A 23,692-nucleotide genomic window follows, 5' to 3' on the forward strand; every position below is an offset into this window, starting at 1 on the left:
TTGGGCGCTTCCGGCGCGGATCGAGCCATCGCTAGCCTCCAACCGCAAATGTCAGAGCCTGCGGCATCGCGAGGGCAAGGCCGGTCGAGCGCTCGACGATGTCCTCGCCAAGCATCACCGCGAAGACGGCAAACAGGTAGAGGATGGAAAAGCCGAACAGTTTGCCAGCAGCTTTGTTGCGGGCCGGCAAGTCGCCAGCGCGCGACAAGCGCAACGCATTCTGGATGAAGCCGAGGCCACCGACGATGGAGACCAGCGCGTAGAGCACACCAGCATAGCCAAGGAAAGCTGGCAGCACGGCGAGCGGCGCGAGCAGGACTGAATAGAGCAAGATCTGCTGGCGGGTGGTTTTGTCGCCGGCCACATTGGGCAGCATCGGCACACCGGCGCGGCCATAATCTTCTTCTTTGAGGATTGCCAGAGCCCAGAAATGCGGCGGCGTCCACATGAAGATAATAAGAACCATCAGAATCGGTTCAAGCGTCAGCGAGCCCGTCACCGCGAGCCAGCCGATGGCCGGTGGGAAGGCGCCCGCAAGGCCACCAATGACGATGTTTTGCGGCGTCGAGCGCTTCAGCCACATCGTATAGATGACGGCGTAGAAGAAGATCGTGAAGGCGAGCAGCGAGGCCGATTGCCAGTTGACCAAAAGCCCGAGCGCGCCGACTGAACCAACCGACAAAAGGATGCCGAAACCAAGCGCTTCACGCGGGGTGACCGCACCGGAGGGAATCGGACGCAGCGCCGTGCGACCCATGACGGCGTCGATATCGGCGTCGTACCACATGTTGAGTGCGCCTGAGGCACCAGCCCCGATGGCGATGCAGAGCACGGCGGTGAGCGCCACGAACGGATGGATGGCACCGGGCGCGGCGATGAGGCCGGCTAGCGCCGTGAACACCACCAACGACATGACCCGCGGTTTCAGCAGGTTGATGTAGTCGCGCGCCGACGCGGTCGACAGTCCAGCCTCGCGCAGGGAAGCGCTTGGGTTGGTTACGTCGGTCGTGGCGTCGCTAAGGCTCATCAGATGTCCGTTGGCAAGTTGAAGGGCGCGGCGAACATCCGCCGCGCCTTATCTGTTAGTGCTTGTCGAAGGTGACGCGCGGCAGTTTTTCAAACTGGTGGAACGGCGGCGGCGAGGACAGCGTCCACTCCAGCGTCGTTGCGCCTTCACCCCAGGGGTTGTCGCCAGCTTTGCGCTTGGCGGCGAAGGCATGCGCCACACCCACCAGGAAGATGATCACACCGACAGCCGAAATGTAGGAGCCGATCGAGGAGATGTAGTTCCAGCCGGCATAAGCATCGGGATAGTCTGCATAGCGGCGCGGCATGCCGTTGAGCCCAAGGAAGTGCTGCGGGAAGAACAGCAGGTTCACACCAATGAACGTGACCCAGAAATGCAGCTTGCCGAGGAACTCAGAGTACATGTAGCCGAACATTTTCGGGAACCAGTAGTACCAGGCCGCAAAGATGCCGAAGACGGCACCGAGCGAGAGCACGTAATGGAAGTGAGCGACCACGTAGTAAGTGTCGTGGAAAGCACGATCCAAGCCAGCATTGGCGAGTTGCACGCCGGTGACACCGCCGACGGTGAAGAGGAAGATGAAGCCCAGCGACCAGATCATCGGCGTGGTAAAGCGGATCGAGCCGCCCCACATCGTCGCGATCCAGGAGAAAATCTTCACGCCCGTCGGCACCGCGATCACCATGGTGGCGAACACGAAGTAGGCTTGTGTCTCAACCGACAGGCCGACGGTGTACATGTGGTGTGCCCAGACGATGAAGCCGACCACACCGATGGCCACCATGGCGTAGGCCATGCCGAGATAACCGAAGATTGGCTTCTTGGAGAAGGTGGAGATGATGTGGCTGACAATGCCGAAGGCCGGCAAAATCATGATGTAAACTTCAGGGTGACCGAAGAACCAGAACAGGTGCTGGAAAAGGATCGGATCGCCGCCGCCAGCCGGATCGAAGAACGTCGTGCCGAAGTTACGGTCGGTCAGCAGCATGGTAATGGCGCCAGCCAGAACCGGCAGAGCCAGCAGAAGCAGGAAGCCAGTGACCAGGATTGCCCAAGCGAACAGCGGCATTTTGTGCAGCGTCATGCCAGGCGCACGCATGTTGAAGATCGTCGTGATGAAGTTGATAGCGCCCAAAATCGACGAGGCACCTGCGATGTGCAGCGAAAGGATCGCAAGATCGACGGCAGGCCCAGGATGGCCGGACGTTGAGAGCGGCGGATAAATTGTCCAACCGCCTCCAACGCCGAGGCCACCTGGAGGGCCCTCGACGAACATCGAGATAACCAGAAGGATCAGCGCCGGCGGCAGCAGCCAGAACGAAATGTTGTTCATGCGCGGGAACGCCATATCCGGCGCTCCGATCATGATAGGCACCATATAATTGGCAAAGCCACCGATCAGCGCTGGCATGACCACGAAGAAAACCATGATCAGGCCGTGGCCGGTCACGAAGACGTTGTAGGCGTGACCGTCGGCGAAGATCTGCATGCCCGGCTCTTGCAGCTCCAGGCGGATACCGATCGAAAGCGCACCACCGATGATGCCGGCAATGATCGCGAAGATCAGGTAGAGGACGCCAATGTCCTTATGGTTGGTCGAATAGAACCAGCGAGCCCAAAAACCGGGGACATCGTCATGCGCTGTGGCATCTGCGTAGCTTGCCATGGTGCGTCAATTCCTCACGTGAAAATCACCAATGGCCGCGGCGCACCGCGACCGAAATCTGTCTTAGTTCTGCGCCAATTCGGTGCTGCCCGCATCGTCGCGGATCATCTGTGCCAGCATGTCATTGGCAGCGCCAAGATCGTTGGCGGCCATTTCCACCCAGGCATCGAACTGGTCCTGACTGACAACGCGAATGGCGATCGGCATGAATGCATGGTCGGTGCCGCAAAGCTCCGAACACTGGCCGTAGAAGATGCCTTCACGCTCGGCGCGGAACCAAGTTTCGTTGAGGCGACCGGGAACGGCATCCATTTTTACGCCAAAGGCTGGCATTGCGAACGCGTGCAACACGTCAGCGGCCGTGACTTGCAGGCGGACCGTGGCGTTAATCGGCACAACCAAATCATTGTCGACGGCCAGAAGGCGCGGGAAGTCCTCTTCGCCACCACCTGTCGCCTCCATCCGTTCAAGACGCTCGTCGTCCTGAAGCATGATCTGAAGAATGTCGAAATTGCCATGGTCTGGGTACTCATAGCCCCAATACCACTGATAGCCGGTGGCTTTGATGGTGATGTCGGAGGGCGGAACCACGGCCTCTTCGTAGAGGAGGCGGAAGGACGGCACCGCAATCACGACCAAAATGATGATTGGTACGACCGTCCAGGCCACTTCGAGCATTGCGTGGTGGGTCGTCTTTGACGGTGTCGGATTGTTCTTTTCCGAAAAACGCCAGCAGACATAGACCATCAGCGCCAGCACAAAAATCACGATGGCCGTGATAATGATCAAAGTAAAAGTTTCAAACCACTGTATGTGCTCCATCACCACCGTGGCGGCGTCCTGGAAGCCTACAGCCCAAGGGGTCGGCTGAGCGGCCGACGCAGGGGTCACGAACGCGACCAATGCGGCTGCCATCGCGGTGAAAAGTGCGGCGATGCGTGGTGCTATCGTCATGCTAAGTCTGGTCTCCGAGCGATCAGGGCATGATGTGTGCGGGCGCGCTTTAAAGCAGCGGTGGCGCGACCGGGTTCCGGCCGAGCGCGGGCGCACGTATGCCCTCCTCCTAATCGAAGCTCTACCTATCCGACTGGCCTTGGGATGGGAAGAGCACAGTCTTGCCTGAAATGCGTCATATTAGCGCCGCCGATCTTATCCCTTTGTCTAGGGCGAGCGCTTTGCCCGCCGGTGACGCTAGGACACAGGCAGTGTTTTGGTTTTTCGCACGCGACTTAGCACACACGGTCTATGCGCCCAGACTCAGCCTCGTCATACCGCCGCCCCATTGCTAGAGTTTGGCCATCGCACCCCGCGAATCACCGAACCGCTCGTGCCCATGATCCAGTTTCTGCGCTTTTCTCCGCTTTTCCTCCTGCTGGCGGCTGCCTTCATTCTGCCAACCAGTACCTCCGCCCAGCCTGTGGTGCGCGAGAGCTTTCAGGCCTGGCAGATCCAATGCGAAACGCCGACCGGCTCGCCAACCGAGCTTTGCGCCCTGGTGCAGAACGTTGCCGCCGTTGATCGACCGAACGTCGAATTGCGGGTGACCATCGTCAAAACGCTGGATGGCGGTGCACACATTTTGCGCGTCGCCGTTCCACTCGGCGTGTTGCTTGATGGCGGTCTTGGCTTGCGCATTGACGATACGGACATCGGCACCGCTGATTTTGCACGCTGCCTGCCATCGGGCTGTTATGTGGAAATGATCATGGATCAAGACCTGGTGAACACCTTGTCGAGCGGGCAAACGGCTTGGTTCGTGATCTTTCAGACGCCGGACGAAGGCATTGGCATTCCCATCGAATTGCCCGGCTTTGCCGAAGGCTTTGCTGAGCTGAACTGATCCTCGATTAATGGTGCAAACCCCGCAAGCACTGTTCCGCAGTTGACGGACAGGCAGTGAAGGTCCACTTGCGCGGGCATGGACGACATGCCCGCCTCGCTTGAATCCCTCGCCGACAGCGTCGCTTACGCCTCCGATCCGATTGTTCTGGTGCTTGTGCTGTTGGCCGCCGGGATCGTCGCGGTGCCGATCTTTCAGCGCTTCAAACTGGGCGCTGTGCTTGGTTATTTGGCTGCCGGCGTTGCCATCGGCCCGGCAACCGGCCTGGTATCGGATATCGACTCCGTCGCCACCGTCGCTGAATTTGGCGTGGTCCTCTTCCTCTTCATCATCGGTCTAGAACTTAAACCGACCACGCTTTGGAGCCTGCGCCGCTCAATCTTCGGGTCGGGCAGTGGCCAAATGCTTGGCTCGACGCTGCTCCTATCCGGCGCTGCCATGCTGATGGGCTTTTCCTGGCAAAGCGCGCTCATCATCGGCTGGGCTTTGGCGCTTTCCTCGACCGCCATCGCGCTGGCCATTCTTGATGAGCGCCGCGAACGCGAGACGCCGCACGGCAAGGCGACCTTCGGCATTCTGCTCTTCCAAGACCTCACGGTTGTCCCGCTGCTTGCTCTGGCATCGATCCTTGCGCCACGCGGCGGTGGCGGGATGGGGCTGGTGGAAGTTGGTATAGCGCTGGGCGCCGTCGCAGCCTTGGTGGTTATCGGACGGTTCGCGCTCAATCCGCTGTTTCACTTCCTTGCCAAAACAGGTGTGCGCGAAGTGATGACGGCCGGCGCCCTAATGATTGTGCTCGGATCAGCCTTTGTGATGGAGCAAGCCAACCTTTCCACAGCGCTAGGCGCGTTGATCGCTGGCGTGATGCTGTCGGAGAGCGATTTTCGCCATCAGCTGGAAGCCGATATCGAGCCGTTTCGCGGCCTTCTCATGGGTCTCTTCTTCCTAGCGGTTGGGCTTTCCATCGATCTCGGTGTGCTCACCGATCAATTCGTCCTGATCGTCGCGATCACCGTCATTGGCCTCATCATCAAGCTTGCTGTGACCTATGGTGTGGCGCGGATGATGGGTGAAGATCATCCGGCCAGCATCAAGACGACGGCCTATGTTTGCCAGTTCGGCGAGTTTGGATTTGTCGTGTTCGGCGTGGCGTTGGCCGGCGGGCTCTTGGATGGCCCCACGCAAAGTGTGCTCGCCTGTGCCGTGGCGCTTTCCATGGCCATGACGCCGGTTCTGATCAACGTCGCCTACGCGCTGACCAGCGGCAAGAAGGCCGAAACGATGGACGAAGACTATTCGTCTGCTCAGGCTCGGGTCTTAATCATCGGGTTCGGCCGATTCGGCCAGTTTGTCTCACAGACCATGCAGGCTGGCGGTGAACGCGTCACGGTGATCGACACCGATGCGGATCGTATCCGCGACGCTAAACGGTTCAAGGCACGCATTTATTATGGGGACGGGACGCGGCTCGACATTCTGGCTGCCGCGGGTCTCGCCCGTGCCGATGTTCTGGCCGTTTGCACCGACGGTCGCGCGACGACGACCCGCATCGTGGAAGCCGTGCGCGAGGCGTATCCCAATCTGCCGATCTACGCCCGCGCCTATGATCGTGGCCATGCGCTGGAGCTGCTCAAGATCGGCGCCACGCAAGCGATGCGTGAAACGTTTCATTCCTCGATCGAGATGGGCCGGCAGATGTTGATGGAAATCGGCATTCCCGAAGAAGAGGCCGATTTCCGCGTTGCCGACGTGCGGGCGCGCGATGAACGGCGGTTCGCCATGCAGGCCGAGGATGGCATTCTGGCAGGCGTTGACCTGGTCTACCCGACTGGCCAGGCGGTACCCAAGCCTAAGCCGATGTTCGAGCCGATTCCCGAGCCGCTGACCGAGACCGAAGGTGAGGCCGAACCCCTGTCTCCGGAAACCGAAGCTATCACCAAGGACGAAAACTGATGGCGACCGCCAAGCAAGAGGACGACACGACACCGCGGTTCGTCACTGGCCCGACCATGCGCCACACCGTCGTCATGACGGCGACCGGCTCCATCGGTCTGGTCGCGATCTTCATCGTTGATTTCGCCAACCTATTTTACATCGCCCAGCTCGGAGAAACCGAACTGGCTGCCGCCATCGGTTATGCCGGGACGCTGATGTTCTTCATCACCTCAGCTGCCATCGGCACAACGATCGGAATCACGGCCTTGGTTTCACGCGCGCTTGGCGCGGGCGACAAGGAGCGCGCCAAGCAGGTGGCAGGGACCGGGCTGGTGTTCATTTTTGCCCTGATCAGTCTGCTTTCGATTCTCAGCCTTGTCTTCCTGGACGGCCTGCTGACCGGTCTTGGCGCCACCGGTCTGACGCTTGATGTCGCTATTGGCTTCCTACAGATCGTGTTGCCGTCCATGCCTCTGCTGGCGCTTGGCATGGCGATGTCTGGCCTGCTGCGCGCGGTCGGCGATGCCAAACGGGCCATGTATGTGACGCTCGGCGCGGGAATCGCCGCGGCAATCATGGACCCGATTTTCATCTTTGCGCTCGACATGGGCGTCAACGGCGCTGCGGTCTCCACAACCCTGTCGCGCTTCGCCCTGCTTGCCATGGGAATCTATGGCGCGATGAAGGTGCACGACCTTGTCTCGCTTCCAAGCCGCGAGGCGATGCGTACGCACTTTTCGGCGCTGGTCGCCATCGCCATTCCAGCGATCCTCACCAATGTCGCGACGCCTGTCGGCAACGCCATCGTCACCCGCGCCATTGCGCCTTATGGCGATGATGCGGTGGCCGGGTGGGCGATTGTCGGGCGGATCATCCCCGTGGCGTTCGGAGCGATATTCGCGTTGTCAGGTGCCGTCGGTCCGATCCTCGGCCAAAATTATGGGGCGGGGCGGATCGACCGTGTGCAGCGCGCCTTCATGGACGCCCTGATCCTGATCCTTGGCTACACGACGTTGGTCTGGGCGATCCTGTTCGTTGCCCGTGACCCGATCGTCGCCCTGTTCGATGCGGACGGCGATGCGGCCGGCTTGGTGATCCTGTTCTGCACCTATGTCGCGGCAAGCTTCATCTTCAATGGCGCGCTGTTCGTCGCCAATGCATCGTTCAACAATCTCGGCTTTGCGACCTATTCCACAGTGTTCAACTGGGGCAAGGCGACCATTGGCACGCTGCCGTTCGTTTGGATTGGGGCGCAAATGGAATGGGGTGGCGGCGGCGCGCAAGGTGTTCTGATCGGACAGGCGCTTGGCTCAGTCGTCTTCGGACTTGCAGCCGGTGTCACTGCTTATCTCGTCATGCAAAAGCTCGAACCGCCGGACGCTGACACGCATGTCGTCCCACACCGCCCCGAGCCTGCTCCTTTTGCCTCAGGTAAGGCCGCGACTTAGGCGCGGGCTTCAGGCGCCCTTGTTGACCGGCTGGCGTTTGCCGCCGCCGAGCACCAGGACATTGCCGCAAAGCGCGAAGACCACACCGATGGCGGCAAAAACCGTCCACTGGTAGCCCTCAAACAGTGTCGAGGAGGCCAGCGCAATCAGCGGGAAGATGACGGTCGCATAAGATGCACGCGCGCCACCGATCCGGCCTAGCAGTGTCAGATAACTCCAAAAGGCGATCACCGAGGAAAAAACAGCAAGCCAGACGAGCGAGCCGATATAACCAGCGGTTGGCTCAATGGCGAAGGTGTGGCCTTGCGCCATAGCCAGAACGAGCAACCAGATCACACCGTAGAGCATGCCCCAGGCATTTGTTGCCAAGATGGGTAGCCCGCGCTTTTGCGCCCGTGCCGACAACACATTTCCGGTGCAGAAGAAGAGCGTGCCGCAAATGCACAGCGCCAAACCGATCAGGACGTCGCGGTTGAGCGTTGTGCCGGCGATCTCCGGCCAAAACAGAAAGCCGATACCCAGCGCGCCGAGACCAGCACCGGCCAAGCGCCGCGGCTCAGCTTTTTGGCCCATAAAGGTGATGCCGATCAGAAAGTTGATGATCGAGGCGAGCGAGAACACGACCGCCAGGAGGCCAGCGGTGATCTCGATGCCGCCATAGTAGAAGAACAGAAAATTGGTGGAGAAAATGAAGAACCCCATTGCCGCAAACAGCGCGTGATCGCGCAGCTCAAAGCGCATCCTTTGGCGCGCCCACCAAGCCCATGCAAACACCAAAACGCCGGCAAGCGCGAAGCGCCAAACCAAGGACACTTCCGGCGCGATCGTGCCCAATTGCATGCGCAGGGCCAACCAACTTGTGCCCCAAACGAAGCAAGTGATCGCGTACAGGCTGTAGTCGTAGCGCTCCATAGCCGCGTCGCCAGGCGCGATGGCGGGCGTGGCCGTTGGTGAAGCAGACGAGGTGGATTGCGTTGTCACAAAAAGAGACCACATTGAGGGAGAATTGGCCCTCCTTCTCATGAAAGCGCCAGCATGACCACCCGATCCTCAACCTCCGACCTTCCCCAAATTGGCCTGGCCTTGGGCGGAGGTGGCGCGCGCGGTTTGGCGCATATCACGGTACTCGAAGTGATAGAGGAACTCGGCCTGCCCATCGCCTGCCTTGCCGGCACGTCGATCGGCGCGATCATGGGTTGGGGCGTGGCGTCGGGACTGTCGGGTCGGCAGATGCGAGAGATCGCGCTGGAAACGTTTCTCGACACTCGCGAGGTTGCCGCGCGTGTATGGAAGATGCGGCCGAAGAATTGGCGCAACTGGCGAAGCTTCGGCGTTCAACTGGACTCGCAGGCGGTTCTAGCCGCCTTCATGCCCGACGGGCTTGCGCGCACCTTCGATGCGGTCACGGTCCCGCTGACGGTCGTGACGACGGACTATTATGGCTGGCGCTCGCATGCCGTCCGCAAAGGGCTGATCCAGCCGGCCGTCGCGGCGAGCATTGCCATTCCCTTTGTGTTCAAACCGGTGCTGTTTGACGGCCGCGTCCATGTCGATGGCGGCGTGGTCAATCCCTTGCCGACAGGGGCCCTTGGCGACTGCGATTTGGTGATCGGCGTGGACGTCATGGGAGGGCCGGAACCAGAAAACAGAGAACAAACCGCACAAGCGCCAGCGCAGATGGAAAGCATTCTTGGCGCGACTCAGCTTTGTATGCAGACCATCACCAAGGCGCATCTGGCGCAACATCCGCCAGACGTTCTTATCCGACCACCCATCGCCAATTTCCAAGCGCTCAATTTCTTGAAAGCGCGAGAGGTTCTGTCGGCGACCGATGGCGAGCGTGACGCGATCAAGCGCCAGCTGTCAGAGGGTGTCGAGGCATTCCTGCGTCGCTAGCTGTGGCGACTAGCGCACACGAACTTTGCGAACGCTTACTTTTGAAGCGACTTTTCCCCAATCGGCGTTAAGCTATAGACGCCGCGCTCAACCCGTTCGAACCAACCATAGTAATCGTCAGCCATCATCCGCGTTGCTCGCGCAACACCGGTTGCTTTGGCAACGTCGGTGCCACGGCATGGGCCATGGGCCTGCAAATGTTGAGCGCAGCGTATCGCATCCTGCCGATAAGCCGTGACGAGCGTGGTCCGTGTCGATCCGCCGGTATTAGGATCACCTTTGCGGCGCGCAAACTCGCGCAAAAGCTGATCCCGGCGCGTCTTGGATTGCCTTGGCTTGTAGGGCGCCGGGTCGAGATGCGGCTCGACGAAACCATCCGAAAGCCGAACCGTCAGCAGACCCAGACCAAGCCGTCGGGCGAGCGCGATATTGCTCTTCAAGGTCAGCAAAAACCGACGGCCCGATCCACGCGGCACGGAGATGTAAACAGCATCCGTGATCGATTGTCGTGCAATCGCCTGGTGAAAAAGGGTCAGCGAGAACGCCGCTTTGAGTTCGACAATGACGGGCTCTTCATCGCCGCGACAGGCGACGATATCGGCTGCGCCCACCTCCGCCTTAACCTCATAGCCCTGGGCAACGAGAAACTCTTTGACTGGCTCATAGAGTTCGGTTTCCAGGACCCGCGTCACGGCCGGCTACACTGCCAGGATCACTTCGTCCCGAACATGCGGTCGCCGGCATCGCCGAGACCCGGAACGATGTAGCCATGATCGTTGAGGCGCTCATCGATGGCGGCAGTCACGACTGGCACATCGGGATGGTTTTTCGTGAAACGTTCAACGCCTTCTGGCGCGGCGAGCAGGCACACAAAACGAATGTTGTGCGCACCGCGTTCTTTCAGTTTCGTCACCGCCGCTGACACAGAATTGGATGTGGCGAGCATGGGGTCGAGGACGATCACCAAACGGTCTGATAGGTCTTCCGGTGCCTTGAAGTAGTATTCAACCGGCTGAAGCGTTTCCGGGTCGCGATAAAGGCCTATATGGGCAACGCGGGCTGCCGGCACCAAATCGAGCATGCCTTCCAGAAGCCCGTCACCCGCACGAAGAACAGACGCAAACACCAGTTTCTTGCCGGAAAGCTTAGGTGCCATCATCGGCTGGATAGGCGTTTCGATCTCGACCTCTTCGGTCTCCAGATCGCGTGTCGTCTCGTAGCAAAGTAGGTGGGAGATTTCGAACAACAACCGGCGGAAGGAGGCGGTGGAGGTGTTCTTGTCCCGCATCAAAGTGAGCTTGTGCTGGATCAGCGGGTGATCGACAACGGTGACGCCTTGCATGCGGGGCTCCTTTCGCTCTGCGCGGCCCTGTTCATGCCCAACCGGTCAGGCGCTGGCAAGCGCGCTATCAAGTTTGCCCAAGAGTTTTTGCCGCGTCGGTTCATCGACGAAGGCCGCCTCCAACGCGTTGCGTGTCAGCATGGCGCGCATCTGGCGTTCATCGCCGCCAAGCAACTCGACCATGACGTCCGTGTCCTTGGCGAGGTTGGTGTGGAAATGCGGCGGATCATCGGAACTGGCGGTCAGTTTGATACCGGCATCATAGAGCGTCTTGGCTGGGTGCGCGGCCTGGCTTTTCACCGCCTGCAAGACGATGTTGGACACCGGACACACTTCCAACGTGATGCCTTTCTGAGCCAACTCTGCCATCAGCGGCTCATCCTCAGCGGCACGGATACCATGGCCGACGCGGGTGACACCCAATTTCAAGGCGTCGCGGATGGTTGGCGGGCCGGTCCATTCGCCGGCATGGGCGGTGAGACCCAGACCTGCATCCCCGCAGCGTTCGAACGCGGCTTTGGCATCAAGAAGCGAACCTGCCACTTCGCTGCCTGCAATCCCAAAGCCTGTGATGAACGAGTTGTCCCTGGCAGCCTCAATCGCGATGACAGCGGCGCGGTTGATCGCCTCCGTACCGAAATGTCGAACACCGGTCGGGATGAGGCGGCTGATGATGCCATGGTCCGCTTCGGCTCGCTTGATGCCATCGGTGAGCGCAGCCAGATAGGCCATCGGATCGACGCCAGCGCGTTCGGCATGGTCCGTCGATGCGAAGGTTTCTGAATAGATCGCGCCCTTAGACGCCAAATAGGCCGCGTAGGTGTAAGCGAGCGCGCTGTAATCCTCAGGGCGCGTGAAGACGCTGGCTGCCTTGTCGTACGCGCTCAAAAAATCGTCAAAATCCGTCCAGACGTAACCGCCATCCTCATCGATCAAGCCGGTGATGTCCTGATCGTTGCGGTGGGCCAGTTCGCGGACAAGCTCCGGTAGAGCGGCTCCTTCGATATGGCAGTGCAGTTCGGCGAGTGGGATTGCGGTCACAAGATCGACGTTCCGTGTTTGCCCGATGGCAAGCCGAGCCATTTGGCGGCTGTTTCGCCGATATCGGCGAAGGTGGTGCGCACGCCGGCCGAGCCCGCTTCCAAGCCTTTCGCCGTCATCAGCACCGGCACCCGCTCGCGGGTGTGGTCCGTGCCGATCCAGCTTGGATCATTGCCGTGGTCGGCTGTGAGGATCAGGAGATCACCTTCCTTCATTGCGTCTGTGAAACGAGGAAGTTGGCGGTCGAACCGTTCCAGCGCATCGGCATAGCCTGGGATGTTGCGACGGTGACCAAACTCGGAGTCAAATTCCACGAAGTTGGCAAATACAAGATCGCCATCCTGTGCGGCCTTATCGCCCTCCAACGTGCCCATCAGCACATCGAACAAGGCCTCGATGCCCGGCACTTTGCGCACCTCATCGATGCCATGCATGGCAAAGATATCGCCCAGTTTGCCGAGCGCGATGACGCGGTTCCCTGCATCCTGCACGCGATTGAGTACCGTCGGCTCAGGCGGCGGAACGGCATAGTCCTTGCGGTTGGCCGTGCGCTTGAAGGTCTCGACCGTTTCGCCAACAAAGGGGCGTGCAATCACGCGGCCAATGTTCAGCGGATCGATCAGTTTTCGGGCGACCTTACAGATCTCATAGAGCCGTTCGAGACCAAAATGTTCCTCATGCGCAGCGATCTGAAACACCGAATCCGCCGAGGTGTAGACGATCGGTTTGCCGCTCGCGATATGCTCAAGACCATACTCAGCGATGACCACCGTGCCCGATCCGTGTTCGTTGCACAGCGTGCCGGGCAGACTCGCTTGGCTGATGAAGGCCTTCATCAAATCGTCAGGAAAGGCCGGCTTGGAGTCGGGGAAATAACCCCAATCAAAAGGCACGGGAACACCGGCGATCTCCCAATGGCCCGACGGTGTGTCCTTGCCGTTGGAGACTTCGGTCGCCGCTGCGTAGCGCCCGGTTATGGTGTCTGATTCTAGATTTGGCAGTACGGCGTCAGATGCCAGTTCGACCGCCTTGCCAAGACCCAAACGTGCAAGGTTTGGCAAGTGGAGCGGGCCAGAGCGCAGGCCGTCTTGATCGCCATCGCCACGCGCGCAGGCTTCGGCGATGTGGCCAACCGTGTTGGCTCCGGTGTCTGGCGTGTCATGGTTGAAAAACAGATGCGCGTCGGGTGCGCCGCCAATGCCGACGCTATCAAGCACCACAAGAAACACGCGGGGCATCAGGCGTCTCCAGCAGACAGGGCAAGCGTGGGCGCCAGCCGCCGGTAGATGTTAGCGCGCGGTTCTGGTGCGTCACCCAAGGTGATGGCAGCGGTGACCCTTCGGGAGGCCTCCTGGGCGGTGGCTTCGTCGCGAGCGCGCACGCGCGCCAAAGGATCGCCCTTGGAAAGCGTGGTGCCGACATCGATGATATGCGTGAGGCCAACCGCGTGGTCGATTGGGTCCGCCGGGTTGGTGCGTCCACCACCCAGAGCGACGACGGCGTTACCGATGGCGCGTGTGTCCATAGCGTTCACCGTTCCGCTGGCGGGTGCTGGGACATCGATGGTGATGGGCGCATCAGGCAGATGGTCCTGATAGCGCTCAACGAAATCAGATGGCCCACCGAGCAGCGTCACCATCTCGCTAAACTTGTCCGCCGCTTTTCCGGAATCGAGCGCATTAGCAACCTTTGCCAAGCTCTCGTTTTCGCTTGCCAAACCACCGAGCACCAGCATGTCGGCGCACAGAGCCAGTGTGATCTCACGGACCCTGGGGTCTTGAGCTGCCCCGGTTAGGAACTCCACCGCCGTTGCGACTTCCACGGCATTGCCCGCAGCGTGGCCGAGCACTTCGTTCATGTCGGTTAGCAGGGCCGATGTCTTGGTGCCTGCGCCATTGGCAACCGCAACCAGGCTTTCGGCCAATGCTTCAGATTGCTCGTGGCTAGGCATGAACGCGCCGGAGCCAGATTTTACGTCGAGAACCAGGCCATCAAGACCGGCGGCCAGCTTTTTGGACAAGATCGATGCGGTGATGAGGTCAATGCTCTCCACCGTCGCGGTGACATCGCGGATGCCATAAAAGCGCTTGTCGGCAGGCGCCAGCGATGCCGTCTGGCCGATGATCGCGCAGCCACAGGCTTCGGTTACCTTGCGAAAGGTCTCATTGTCCGGTTGCGTCGTGTAGCCAGGAATGGAATCCATCTTGTCCAGCGTGCCGCCGGTATGGCCGAGACCCCGTCCAGAGATCATCGGCACATAGCCTCCGCAGGCGGCGACAATAGGTGCCAGCATCAGCGAGAGATTGTCGCCAACACCGCCGGTGGAGTGTTTGTCGAGTGCCGGACCGTCCAGATGCGACCAATCAAGCACGTCGCCAGAGTCGCGCATGGCAAGCGTCAACGCTACACGCTCATCCATCTCCATGCCTTTGAAAAAGACCGCCATAGCAAACGACGAAATCTGCGCGTCGGTAACGTCGCCGGTCGTCATGCCGTCAACAAGGAAGGCGATTTCTTCGGCTGTCAGTGTGCCGCCATCGCGTTTCTTGGCGATGAGTTCCTGCGGAAGAAAGGCCATGCCTAAGCCTCGGCCAAATCGGCGACGAGCGCACGCAGAAGCGTTGTTAATTTGGGCACGATGGTCGCGCCGACATCCTTGGTCTCGTGATGTGACAAGGCCTCGCCGGTCATACCGGCGCCGAGATTGGTAATCGAAGAGATCGCCAGCACCTTCATGCCGTGGAAGCGGGCCAAGATGGTCTCCGGCACCGTCGACATGCCGACGGCGTCCATGCCAAGCGTGCGCGCCATGCGGATTTCGGCCGGGGTTTCGAAACTTGGTCCCAGGAACCAGCCGTAAACACCTTCGTGCAGTTCCACGCCTTCCCGATCGGCGAGCGATTTGGCCCGAGTGCGCAACGCTGGATCGTAGGCATCAACCATATTGGCAAATCGCGCATCGCCATCGACGCCAATTAGAGGATTGCGACCGGACAAATTGATGTGGTCGGTGATCAACATCAGAGCGCCAGGTGCCATCTCCTCGTGCAGACTGCCGGCAGCGTTGGTGAGGATCAAGCTTTCCACGCCAAGGCCTTTGAGCGTCGCGACCGGTACTGACATGGCATCGGCTTCGCCGGTCTCATAGGCGTGCACCCGCCCGGCGAGCACCGCGACCTCAACGCCCGCCAGCTTTCCGATCACCAAATCGGCGGCATGGCTGGACACCGTGGAATGCGGGAAGTGCGGCAGGTCGGTATAGGAAATCCGCACGGCATCTTCGATTTCGTCCACCAGCCCGCCCAGACCGGACCCCAAAACCAAACCGAGTTTGGGCGCAGCGTTTGGCAAGCGTGCACGAATGACGGAAACGGCGTCGGACATGCTAATCGTCTTTCAGATTGAAGGCGTGCGGCAGGAGATCGCCAATGGTCGTTTCCAGCATGACGTCGTGCGGCGTCGCGATGATAACCGGCACAGCTGCGTTGGCCGCAAACTCGGCAAGGCGCTGGCGACAGCCGCCGCAAGGGGATGCCAGTCCCCAGGGTTCGCTCTCGGCCTGCTTGTCAGTCTTGCCGCCAACCACAGCAACCGCCTTGATGGTTCTTCCGCCAGCAAGAGCCATGGCGGAAACGGCGCCCGCTTCGGCGCAACTGCCCAGCGGGTAAGCCGCGTTCTCGACGTTGCAGCCGGGATAGATCGCCCCTTCCTCGGTCAGTACCGCTGCACCAACACGATAGTTGGAATAGGTGGCATAGGCGGTTTCGCGCGCTTGGCGTGCCGCCTCGATGAGCGCTGATTTTTGACTAACATCCATAACTAGCGCTCTTTCACATAGGGCACGCCGCCTGCCTTGGGCGGATCAGCGCGGCCGATGAACCCGGCGAGCAAAACCACGGTCAGGATGTACGGCAGCGCCTGAACAATCTGTACGGGCACTTCCCCGATGAGCGGCAGGTCGCGGCCTTGCAGCACAATGCCCAAGGCTTCCAGGAAGCCGAAGAGCAAGCAGGCATATAGCACCGGTATTGGCTTCCACTTGGCAAAGATCAACGCGGCCAGCGCAATGAAGCCTTTACCGGCCGACATGTTGGGCACAAAGCTTGCGGACTGTGCGGTGGAGAGATAGGCGCCCGCCAAGCCGCAAAGCAGCCCGCAAATGATCACCGCCTGGTAGCGCATCAAGGTGACGGAGATGCCTGCGGTATCGACAGCGGCGGGGTTTTCTCCAACCGCGCGCAGCCGCAAGCCGAACCGTGTGCGGAAGACGACGAACCATGTGACCGCAACGGCCAGAAACCCGACATAGACCAGAAGATTGTGACCTGAGACCAGATCGAAATAGATCGGCCCGATGATCGGTACATCCTGCAGCGCTTCCGCCGCCGGCCAGACGATCGGTGTGAAACGCGCTTCATCATCCAGCCCAGGTGTGCGCCCGCCGCGCTGGAAATAAGCGTGGCCAATAAGGGCCGTGAGACCAGCGGCGAGAAAGTTAATGGCCACGCCCGACACGATTTGATTGCCGCGCGCCGTGATGCAGGCAAAGCCATGCACCAGCGCCAAGAGGATCGACACGGCAATCGCCGACATTAGGCCCAACCAGACATTTCCGGTTACGGCTCCGATGGCTGCGGCAGCGAAGGCGGCGGCGAGCATCTTGCCCTCAAGGCCGATGTCAAAAATGCCGGAGCGCTCCGAGTAGAGGCCAGCCAGTGCCGCAAACAGCAATGGCATGGACAGTCGCACCGTGGAGTCGAGGAGCAAGATGAAGCTCTGAAAACTCTCCATGTCCCTACTCCGCCGCCTGCATGCGCTCACGCGCCTTGCGGCGATCGTAAAGCGCGTTGAAAAAGCCGACGATGGCGGGGCGGAACAGCCCTTCCAACGCTCCCGCAAACAAGATCACCAGACCTTGGATCGCGATGATCATGTCGCGGGTGATGGATGGCATAGAGAAAGCAAGCTCGGCGCCGCCCTGATAGAGTGCTCCGAAGAGAAGCGCCGCCAACACAATGCCGATTGGATGGGCCCGGCCCATCAGCGCTACGGCAATGCCGACAAAGCCTGCACCACCGGCAAACTCCAAAATCAGGCGGCCATGCACGCCCATGATCTCATTGACCGCCATCATGCCGGCCAGACCGCCGGAGATGGCCATGGCGATCATGATGAGGCGCGGCGGGCGCATGCCAGCATAAACGGCGGCGGTCGGGTTCTGCCCAAGCGTGCGCATACGGTAGCCAAGGCGCGTACGCCAGATGAGCATCCAGACCAGAAAGGCCATGATGAGCGCCAGGAACAGCGAGATGTTGGTCTGCGCACCGCCGAGATTCATGCCGAACCAATCGAACAGCCAGTCGATGCGCGGAATGCGGCCACCTTCTTCAAAAGTGCGCGATTCCGGCGCCATCGAGCCGGGCTGGCGGAAGACGTTGACCAGCATGTAGGTCATCAGCGCGGCGGCGATGAAGTTGAACATGATCGTGGTGATAACGATATGGCTGCCGCGCTTGGCCTGCAGATAACCCGGAACAAAGGCCCAAAAGGCTCCAAACGCTGCGCCTGCCATCACGGCAAAAGGCGCGGTTATCCACCAGGGCACCAGGCGGTCGAGCGTCAGGCAGACAAGTGCGACGCCAAGGCCAGCGACATAGGCCTGCCCCTCGCCACCGATGTTGAACAAGCCAGCGTGGAAAGCGACGGCGACGGCAAGGCCGGTGAAGATGAAATTGGTGGCGTAGTAGAGCGTGAAGCCGAGGCCCTCGCCGTACCCAAACGCGCCGAAGAGCATAAGTTCAACGGCTTCCAGCGGGTTCTCGCCAACCGCGATCACAACCAATCCGGCGACCAAAAAGGCGGCCGCCAGATTCAACAACGGGATCAACCCATACTCGACCCAGCGTGGAAGTTCGCCGCGCGACAGGCTCATCCTTTGCCTCCGCCGTTGGTGGTTTCAGGCAAATAGCCTTGGCGGACAAGGTGACTGCGCAGGAATGCCACAAATCCGACCTCGCGTTTGTCGGCGTCGGCGCATTCCCAGACCGAGCCACCGTCGGTGCAGATCTCATAAAGTGAGTCGCTGGCGGCGTTCATCTGCTCCAGTGTGGCCAGCGCTTCCTCGCCGCGCCCCAGGCGCGCCTCGATCCCAGCCCATCCAGCGAGGCGCCCCGGCTCGTCGATCATTGCCGAGGGGCTATCAAAGCGCTGAAGTTGGCTTTGATAGGTGGGGTAGAGGTCGGGATTGTCGGAGATGTCCACAGGCTCCCCGTCGCGCAGCGTGAAAAACCGTGGCGGCGGGGCGGAGCATGCATAGCAATCGAAGGTGTAAAGGAAGCTTTGATCGGCGACCTCGATCTCTCCAAAACCATCCTCATCGGCATCCCAAAGCGTGTAGCCACCATCAAACAGGCCAAGTTCTTGCACCTGCCAGGTGCCATCCGGCGAAAGCGCTGCGATCTGTATCCGATCGCAGCAGTGCGCGCCGCCGGTGTAGCTGGAGGCAATCAACTCCGGCTCCGGTGTGGAGCGGTCTATGTTTGCCAATCGCATCGATGCAGGAAGAAACGAATAGAAACTCGGCTCGCCTTCAAAGCGGAGCACTTCCCCGCTCGCGTCTTCGATCACAAAGACAGGCGTTGTTGTGTCGTCATTGTTGGCCTGCGCTTCGATGCGGGCGGTGACGCCGCCAAGGGTCAGTGTGTTGGGGCCGGCTTCGCTGAACTCATCAAGCGTGACGCCGCGCACGGGATCAGGCCCGCTGTTAGGGTCTGCGCTCGGCCATTTTTGCGCAAGCGCCGGTGTTGCGATCACACAGACAGCGCCAGCAAGCAGAAACGCACGGATCATTGTGCAGCCTCCACGGCGACTTGATCCTGATTGGCGGCGCCATCGATACCGGCCATCATCAAGCCAATCTCGTTTTCATCGGTCTCATGCGGCAGGCGCTCACCGACGATTTCACCACCGCACATGACCAAGATACGGTCAGAAAGCCCAAAAATTTCGTCCAACTCCACCGACACCAGAAGCACGGCTTTGCCAGCATCGCGCATGGCGATCAGCTGTTTGTGGATGAACTCGATCGCGCCAATGTCCACACCGCGCGTTGGTTGTCCGACAAGCAACACGTCGGGGTCCTGCTCCATCTCGCGGGCAATCACGATTTTTTGCTGATTGCCGCCGGAAAAGTTGGCCGTCTTCAACCGGCAATTGGGCGGGCGAATATCGTACTTTTCAATCTGCGCTTTGGCGTGATTACGAACCGCATCGACATCGAGAACGACCTTGCCGCCAATATCATCATGATCATGGTAGCCAAGAACGGAGTTCTCGTTTTCCTCAAAGCTTTTCACCAGCCCCATGCGCAAACGGTCTTCGGGTACATGGCCCATGCCGAGATGGCGCGCTTCGGCTGGGTCGCCGGTGTGAGAAAGCGTGGTGCCATTGATCACCACCGAACCGGAAGCCGGCGGCACGATGCCTGAAACAGCCTCCAGCAATTCCGACTGACCGTTGCCGGAGACGCCGGCGATGCCGACGATCTCACCGCGCCGCACAATGAAGGAGACGTTTTTCACACGGTCGACGCCGAACTTGTCGGTGACGGTGAGGTCCTTCACCTCCAGCGCCGCGTCGCTGGGCTTGGGCTCGCCCTTATCGACTTCCAGCAAAACACGGCGGCCGACCATCTGCTCGGCGATTTCCGCCGGACTGGTGTTCGCGGTTTGCAATGTCGCGACCATCGCGCCGCGTCGCATTACGGAGACCTCATCGGTGACGGCCATGATCTCGCGCAGCTTGTGGGTGATGAGCAGGATGGTTTTGCCTTGATCGCGCAGCTGGCGCAGGATCCGGAACAAATTGTCGGCCTCTTCGGGCGTCAGCACGCCGGTCGGCTCATCCAGGATCAGAATATCGGCGCCACGATAGAGCGCTTTCAGGATCTCCACGCGCTGCTGCAGCCCAACGGAAAGCTCGGAGACGATGGCGTCCGGATCAACGGTCAAGCCGTACGTCTCGCTGAGATGCTTCAGGTCCTTGCGAACCTTCTCGCGGCCCGCTTGCAGGAGGGCTGCGCCCTCCGCGCCGAGCATGACATTCTCGATGACGGTGAAGTTATCAACCAGCATGAAATGCTGGTGGACCATGCCGATGCCGTGGGCGATGGCATCGTTGGACGAGCGGATGGAGACTTTCTTGCCGCCAACGAAAATGTCGCCCTCATCGGCTTCGTAGAAGCCATAAAGGATGGACATCAACGTCGATTTTCCAGCGCCGTTTTCACCGACGATCCCGTGGATCGATTGGCGGGCGACCTTCAGATCGATGTGCTTGTTGGCGTGGACAGCGCCAAAGCGTTTGTCGATGCCGCGCAACTCGATGGCGAGCGCATCTGCCCTGGCCGGCGACGCATGGTCGGTCGGCGTTTCGTCGTGCGCAGCAGTTACTGTTTCCGTCACGGCTTATTACCCTGCCGATTACAAAAATAATGGCCGGCCCCGGATGCGGGACCGGCCTTGATTTCTAGACCTTAGTTGTCGGTCGCTGGGCAGGTGTTGTCGGCCATATAGTCATGGACAACAACTTCGCCGGAGATGATGGCCTGTTTGGCTTCTTCAACGATGGCGCGCATCTCGTCGGTGATGAGGCCTTCATTGTTTTCATCCAAAGCCCAATCAACGCCGCCTTCGGCAAGACCGAGGACTTCAAAGCCATTGGTCCATTCATCATTCTGTGCGTCGGTGAACGCATCAGCGACGGCAACATCCACACGCTTGAGCATGGAGGTCAGGACGGAGCCCGGCTGCAAGCCGTTCTGGTTGGAGTCCACGCCGATGCCCAAAATGCCAGCGTCGGCAGCTGCTTGGAGCACACCGATGCCGGTGCCGCCGGCGGCATGGAAGACGACGTCAGCGCCAGCCGACACATGGCTTTGGGTGATTTCGCCGCCACGCACGGGATCATTCCAAGCCGCGCCGGTGGTGCCTGTCATCGCGGTCAAAACTTCCGCGTCCGGCTCGACCGACAGCACGCCTTCGGCATAACCACAGGCAAAGCGGCGAATGAGCGGAATGTCCATGCCACCCACGAAGCCAACGGTGTCGGATTCTGAGGCCATCGCAGCCAGCACGCCAACCAAGTAGGAGCCTTCATGCTCCTTGAAAACGATGGAGCGCACGTTCGGCTGATCAACAACCATGTCGACGATGGCAAAACGCGTGTCAGGGAATTCCTGGCTTACCGCTTCAACAGCCGACCCATGAGAAAAACCGATGGCAATGATCGGATCATGTCCGCGGCGGGCAAAGTTGCGCAGCGCCTGTTCGCGCTGGCTGTCGTTCTGGATTTCGAAATCGACGAACTCGATGCCGGTTTCTTCCTGAAACGCCTGAGCGCCGGTGTACGCGGCTTGGTTGAAGCTTTCATCGAACCGGCCACCCAAATCGTAGACGACAGCTGGGTTGATGTCGTCGGCAAAGGCAGTGCCGGTCAGAAGAGCGCCAAGCGCAGCTGTGGCGAGCAGTTGTTTGATCATGTATTCACCTCCGTTGAGACCCGTATGGGCCTGCCCTTGCCGGTGGTTTTGTTGATTTTTGCAACACCGGCCGAGCGTTAAGCTGATTAGCTTTGAAAGCCGCCCTTCAGGCTGACTTCCAAGAAGCTGGCAGCGACCCTAAGCCATTGGGCGAAGAGAGCAAGAGTTTCCGACATGTGACGCGAGGTGATGGCGCCGACAATCTGCGGGCTAAGTATGGGTCCCGACCCTCGGTTTCAGTGGCGGGGATGAAGGCTGGCGCCAGACTCAGCTGCCAGGGTCAAAGCACCGCGGGTCGAATGGCAGATCGCCCAACTGCCGCTGATCCATGGCCCGGAGCGCGGGATGGGAGAGCGGATCAGCACGATAGTCTTGCGACTCTGAACGGTTATGTTGGCAAGGCTTCTGTTCGGAGGGCGTCGATGCCGACGTTGTGGCGTGCCCCAAGATGTTTTGAATGAGTTTTAGCATAGCTATAAAGCTACGCTCTTTTTCTCCTATTCCAATGGATTTCTTCAGGCCATTGTTTTAGATTTTCTATATGAAAATCCTGAACACGATCCACCTGAACGGCCTGCGCGCAGTTGAAGCGGTCGGACGACACGGCAACCTTTCCGCCGCTGCCGAGGAGCTTGGTGTCACGCCGGGTGCGGTCAGTCAGCAGATTCTCAAGGTTGAGAAACAGTTGGGCCGTCCGTTCTTCGACCGCAACGCTCGTGGCCTGGAACCCACAATTTTGGGTGCGAGGGCGTTGCCGCATCTAACCTCTGGGCTGCGCGACCTTGCCGCAGGCGCGGCGATGATGCGCGAGGCAGACGATGACCGGCTCATCCTCTCCGTACCACCGGTCTTTGCGGCCAAATGGCTGGTCTGGCGGTTGGGACGGTTTCACGACGCCCACCCCGACATCACCGTGCGCGTGGACGCGACCATGAAACTGGTGGATATGCCCACCTCCGATGTCGATCTTTGTATCCGGGTCAGCAACCGCAGATGGCCGCGATTGAAGGCGACACATCTGCTGCGACAGCGGGTTTTTCCGGTCTGCAGCCCCGCAATGGCGCAGCACTTGAAAAGCCCGCAGGACATCACGCGCTTTTCCGTGGTGCGCGACCGGCTTTCCATGTTCGATTGGGATCTCTGGTTCAGAGACGGAGAGCCGCGCGATGCCGACTTACACGATGGACCGACTTTCTCCGATGCCTCGCTTTGCCTGGATGCGACGATAGCAGGCCAGGGTGTTTTCTTGGCCTGGGACACGGTGGCCTCCGACGCCTTGGCCGCAGGCTCATTGGTAGCGCCCTTTGACCGCAAAGTTGCGACGGAGTTCACCTACACTTTGCTGGAACGCCCTGGTGCGTCGAAAGGCAGAGCGATTCAACAGTTCAAGGCTTGGTTGGTGGATGAGCTGCGGCAATCGCTCGGCGATCCCTTGCCCTAGCGATCTACACCCAAAAACTACTTCTGCGCTTTGGTCCTTGCCCGGAACCTGCTAAGGCGCGGCGATGAAAAGCCCGTCCGACCCCGTCCTCACCCTCGCATTTGTGGCGCATGACGCCAAAAAAGAGCAGATGGTGGATTTTGCCAAACGCCATGCCGAGCGGCTGCGCGGCCACAGGATCGTCGCCACCGGCACCACAGGTGGGCGCGTCAAGGACGCGGCGCCACATTTACCGGTTCAACTTCTCAAAAGTGGCCCGCTGGGTGGGGATCAGCAGATTGGCGCACTGATCGCTGAAAGCGGAATTGATGCGCTTTTCTTCTTCGTTGATCCCTTGTCCCCCATGCCGCACGATGTGGATGTCAAAGCCTTGATGCGATTGGCGCTTGTCTACAATGTCCCCATGGCGCTCAACCTGGCGACGGCGGAAGCGCTTTTGACGGACCTTGTCGCCACTGTCCCTGACCGTTAAAGCGGTTTCAAATGCGGCGCTCTGCCGCCCTCTTCGCTGCTTCCTG

General features: G+C 60.0%; 22 protein-coding genes. 6 read left to right on the forward strand and 16 right to left on the reverse strand.

The features are described 5' to 3' along the window. Window positions 1-31 precede the first annotated feature (31 nt). The 3 genes from JJ917_10050 to coxB all read right to left on the reverse strand — a co-directional run bounded on the left by JJ917_10050 (window position 32) and on the right by coxB (window position 3,608). Window positions 32-1,027 (reverse strand): protoheme IX farnesyltransferase, encoded by a 996-nt coding sequence (locus JJ917_10050; protein ID MBO6699160.1) that lies wholly within the window; start codon window positions 1,025-1,027, stop codon window positions 32-34. Between the two features lie 55 nt (window positions 1,028-1,082). Further along, window positions 1,083-2,693, reverse strand: coding sequence for a cytochrome c oxidase subunit I (ctaD, locus tag JJ917_10055; protein MBO6699161.1), 1,611 nt, complete (start codon window positions 2,691-2,693; stop codon window positions 1,083-1,085). A 63-nt stretch (window positions 2,694-2,756) separates the two neighbouring features. Further along, window positions 2,757-3,608 (reverse strand): cytochrome c oxidase subunit II, encoded by an 852-nt coding sequence (coxB, locus tag JJ917_10060; protein ID MBO6699162.1) that lies wholly within the window; start codon window positions 3,606-3,608, stop codon window positions 2,757-2,759. 418 nt (window positions 3,609-4,026) lie between these two features. Here coxB and JJ917_10065 point away from each other — a divergent pair, with 418 nt between their 5' ends. The 3 genes from JJ917_10065 to JJ917_10075 all read left to right on the forward strand — a co-directional run bounded on the left by JJ917_10065 (window position 4,027) and on the right by JJ917_10075 (window position 7,916). After that, window positions 4,027-4,533, forward strand: coding sequence for an invasion associated locus B family protein (locus JJ917_10065; protein MBO6699163.1), 507 nt, complete (start codon window positions 4,027-4,029; stop codon window positions 4,531-4,533). A 78-nt stretch (window positions 4,534-4,611) separates the two neighbouring features. After that, complete coding sequence (locus JJ917_10070) at window positions 4,612-6,486, forward strand: cation:proton antiporter (GenBank protein MBO6699164.1); 1,875 nt, start codon at window positions 4,612-4,614, stop codon at window positions 6,484-6,486. A gap of 56 nt (window positions 6,487-6,542) precedes the next feature. Further along, window positions 6,543-7,916, forward strand: a complete 1,374-nt coding sequence (locus JJ917_10075) for an MATE family efflux transporter (protein MBO6699165.1) — start codon at window positions 6,543-6,545, stop codon at window positions 7,914-7,916. A 9-nt stretch (window positions 7,917-7,925) separates the two neighbouring features. Here the strand turns inward: JJ917_10075 and JJ917_10080 are convergent, their stop codons facing one another. Next, a complete protein-coding gene (locus JJ917_10080) occupies window positions 7,926-8,828 on the reverse strand; it encodes a DMT family transporter (GenBank protein MBO6699166.1) in 903 nt (300 codons plus the stop codon). Window positions 8,829-8,951: 123 nt separating this feature from the next. On the opposite strand from JJ917_10080, the gene JJ917_10085 reads away from it, so the two are divergent. Then, a complete protein-coding gene (locus tag JJ917_10085) occupies window positions 8,952-9,812 on the forward strand; it encodes a patatin-like phospholipase family protein (protein ID MBO6699167.1) in 861 nt (286 codons plus the stop codon). A gap of 35 nt (window positions 9,813-9,847) precedes the next feature. On the opposite strand, the gene JJ917_10090 is transcribed toward JJ917_10085, so the two are convergent. The 12 genes from JJ917_10090 to JJ917_10145 form a co-directional block, all read right to left on the reverse strand. Beyond that, window positions 9,848-10,504 (reverse strand): DUF2161 domain-containing phosphodiesterase, encoded by a 657-nt coding sequence (locus JJ917_10090; protein MBO6699168.1) that lies wholly within the window; start codon window positions 10,502-10,504, stop codon window positions 9,848-9,850. Between the two features lie 20 nt (window positions 10,505-10,524). Further along, a complete protein-coding gene (upp, locus tag JJ917_10095) occupies window positions 10,525-11,154 on the reverse strand; it encodes a uracil phosphoribosyltransferase (GenBank protein ID MBO6699169.1) in 630 nt (209 codons plus the stop codon). A gap of 45 nt (window positions 11,155-11,199) precedes the next feature. Further along, window positions 11,200-12,186, reverse strand: a complete 987-nt coding sequence (add, locus tag JJ917_10100) for an adenosine deaminase (protein ID MBO6699170.1) — start codon at window positions 12,184-12,186, stop codon at window positions 11,200-11,202. Between the two features lie 5 nt (window positions 12,187-12,191). Then, window positions 12,192-13,433 (reverse strand): phosphopentomutase, encoded by a 1,242-nt coding sequence (locus JJ917_10105; protein ID MBO6699171.1) that lies wholly within the window; start codon window positions 13,431-13,433, stop codon window positions 12,192-12,194. Beyond that, complete coding sequence (gene deoA, locus JJ917_10110) at window positions 13,433-14,773, reverse strand: thymidine phosphorylase (protein ID MBO6699172.1); 1,341 nt, start codon at window positions 14,771-14,773, stop codon at window positions 13,433-13,435. Before deoA ends, JJ917_10105 begins: the two co-directional genes overlap by 1 nt. Before the next feature lie 2 nt (window positions 14,774-14,775). Next, window positions 14,776-15,579 carry a purine-nucleoside phosphorylase gene (locus JJ917_10115; GenBank protein MBO6699173.1) on the reverse strand — a complete coding sequence of 268 codons (804 nt, stop codon included), beginning with the start codon at window positions 15,577-15,579 and terminating at the stop codon, window positions 14,776-14,778. 1 nt (window position 15,580) lies between these two features. Then, window positions 15,581-16,012 (reverse strand): cytidine deaminase, encoded by a 432-nt coding sequence (locus JJ917_10120; protein MBO6699174.1) that lies wholly within the window; start codon window positions 16,010-16,012, stop codon window positions 15,581-15,583. A 2-nt stretch (window positions 16,013-16,014) separates the two neighbouring features. Further along, entirely contained in the window at window positions 16,015-16,986 is a 972-nt protein-coding gene (locus JJ917_10125; GenBank protein ID MBO6699175.1) for an ABC transporter permease, read from the reverse strand. A gap of 4 nt (window positions 16,987-16,990) precedes the next feature. Next, window positions 16,991-18,127 (reverse strand): ABC transporter permease, encoded by a 1,137-nt coding sequence (locus tag JJ917_10130; protein ID MBO6699176.1) that lies wholly within the window; start codon window positions 18,125-18,127, stop codon window positions 16,991-16,993. Continuing rightward, on the reverse strand, window positions 18,124-19,044 hold the full coding sequence (locus JJ917_10135) for a hypothetical protein (protein MBO6699177.1): 921 nt from the start codon (window positions 19,042-19,044) through the stop codon (window positions 18,124-18,126). The genes JJ917_10130 and JJ917_10135 overlap by 4 nt, the downstream gene beginning before the upstream one ends. After that, window positions 19,041-20,657 carry an ABC transporter ATP-binding protein gene (locus tag JJ917_10140; GenBank protein MBO6699178.1) on the reverse strand — a complete coding sequence of 539 codons (1,617 nt, stop codon included), beginning with the start codon at window positions 20,655-20,657 and terminating at the stop codon, window positions 19,041-19,043. Before JJ917_10140 ends, JJ917_10135 begins: the two co-directional genes overlap by 4 nt. Window positions 20,658-20,728: 71 nt before the next feature. Next, a complete protein-coding gene (locus JJ917_10145) occupies window positions 20,729-21,733 on the reverse strand; it encodes a BMP family ABC transporter substrate-binding protein (GenBank protein ID MBO6699179.1) in 1,005 nt (334 codons plus the stop codon). Between the two features lie 541 nt (window positions 21,734-22,274). Between JJ917_10145 and JJ917_10150 the strand changes: the two genes are divergently transcribed. Both JJ917_10150 and JJ917_10155 read left to right on the forward strand, forming a co-directional pair. Further along, window positions 22,275-23,174, forward strand: a complete 900-nt coding sequence (locus JJ917_10150; GenBank protein MBO6699180.1) for a LysR family transcriptional regulator — start codon at window positions 22,275-22,277, stop codon at window positions 23,172-23,174. Between the two features lie 64 nt (window positions 23,175-23,238). Next, a complete protein-coding gene (locus JJ917_10155) occupies window positions 23,239-23,646 on the forward strand; it encodes a methylglyoxal synthase (GenBank protein MBO6699181.1) in 408 nt (135 codons plus the stop codon). The last annotated feature ends 46 nt before the right edge of the window (window positions 23,647-23,692 follow it).

Source organism: Hyphomicrobiales bacterium (assembly GCA_017642935.1).
Classification (GTDB): domain Bacteria; phylum Pseudomonadota; class Alphaproteobacteria; order Rhizobiales; family MH13; genus MH13.

What these genes read in the sequence shown, in the direction of transcription:
- JJ917_10145 (MBO6699179.1), bottom strand. Translation starts at nt 21,733, where the DNA reads ATGATCAAACAACTGCTCGCCACAGCTGCGCTTGGCGCTCTTCTGACC.
- JJ917_10075 (MBO6699165.1), top strand. Translation starts at nt 6,543, where the DNA reads ATGCGCCACACCGTCGTCATGACGGCGACCGGCTCCATCGGTCTGGTC.
- JJ917_10125 (MBO6699175.1), bottom strand. Translation starts at nt 16,986, where the DNA reads ATGGAGAGTTTTCAGAGCTTCATCTTGCTCCTCGACTCCACGGTGCGA.
- JJ917_10050 (MBO6699160.1), bottom strand. Translation starts at nt 1,027, where the DNA reads ATGAGCCTTAGCGACGCCACGACCGACGTAACCAACCCAAGCGCTTCC.
- JJ917_10085 (MBO6699167.1), top strand. Translation starts at nt 8,952, where the DNA reads ATGACCACCCGATCCTCAACCTCCGACCTTCCCCAAATTGGCCTGGCC.
- ctaD (MBO6699161.1), bottom strand. Translation starts at nt 2,693, where the DNA reads ATGGCAAGCTACGCAGATGCCACAGCGCATGACGATGTCCCCGGTTTT.
- JJ917_10120 (MBO6699174.1), bottom strand. Translation starts at nt 16,012, where the DNA reads ATGGATGTTAGTCAAAAATCAGCGCTCATCGAGGCGGCACGCCAAGCG.
- JJ917_10105 (MBO6699171.1), bottom strand. Translation starts at nt 13,433, where the DNA reads ATGCCCCGCGTGTTTCTTGTGGTGCTTGATAGCGTCGGCATTGGCGGC.
- JJ917_10070 (MBO6699164.1), top strand. Translation starts at nt 4,612, where the DNA reads ATGGACGACATGCCCGCCTCGCTTGAATCCCTCGCCGACAGCGTCGCT.
- JJ917_10065 (MBO6699163.1), top strand. Translation starts at nt 4,027, where the DNA reads ATGATCCAGTTTCTGCGCTTTTCTCCGCTTTTCCTCCTGCTGGCGGCT.
- deoA (MBO6699172.1), bottom strand. Translation starts at nt 14,773, where the DNA reads ATGGCCTTTCTTCCGCAGGAACTCATCGCCAAGAAACGCGATGGCGGC.
- JJ917_10115 (MBO6699173.1), bottom strand. Translation starts at nt 15,579, where the DNA reads ATGTCCGACGCCGTTTCCGTCATTCGTGCACGCTTGCCAAACGCTGCG.
- JJ917_10080 (MBO6699166.1), bottom strand. Translation starts at nt 8,828, where the DNA reads ATGGAGCGCTACGACTACAGCCTGTACGCGATCACTTGCTTCGTTTGG.
- JJ917_10135 (MBO6699177.1), bottom strand. Translation starts at nt 19,044, where the DNA reads ATGATCCGTGCGTTTCTGCTTGCTGGCGCTGTCTGTGTGATCGCAACA.
- JJ917_10150 (MBO6699180.1), top strand. Translation starts at nt 22,275, where the DNA reads ATGAAAATCCTGAACACGATCCACCTGAACGGCCTGCGCGCAGTTGAA.
- upp (MBO6699169.1), bottom strand. Translation starts at nt 11,154, where the DNA reads ATGCAAGGCGTCACCGTTGTCGATCACCCGCTGATCCAGCACAAGCTC.
- coxB (MBO6699162.1), bottom strand. Translation starts at nt 3,608, where the DNA reads ATGGCAGCCGCATTGGTCGCGTTCGTGACCCCTGCGTCGGCCGCTCAG.
- JJ917_10130 (MBO6699176.1), bottom strand. Translation starts at nt 18,127, where the DNA reads ATGAGCCTGTCGCGCGGCGAACTTCCACGCTGGGTCGAGTATGGGTTG.
- JJ917_10155 (MBO6699181.1), top strand. Translation starts at nt 23,239, where the DNA reads ATGAAAAGCCCGTCCGACCCCGTCCTCACCCTCGCATTTGTGGCGCAT.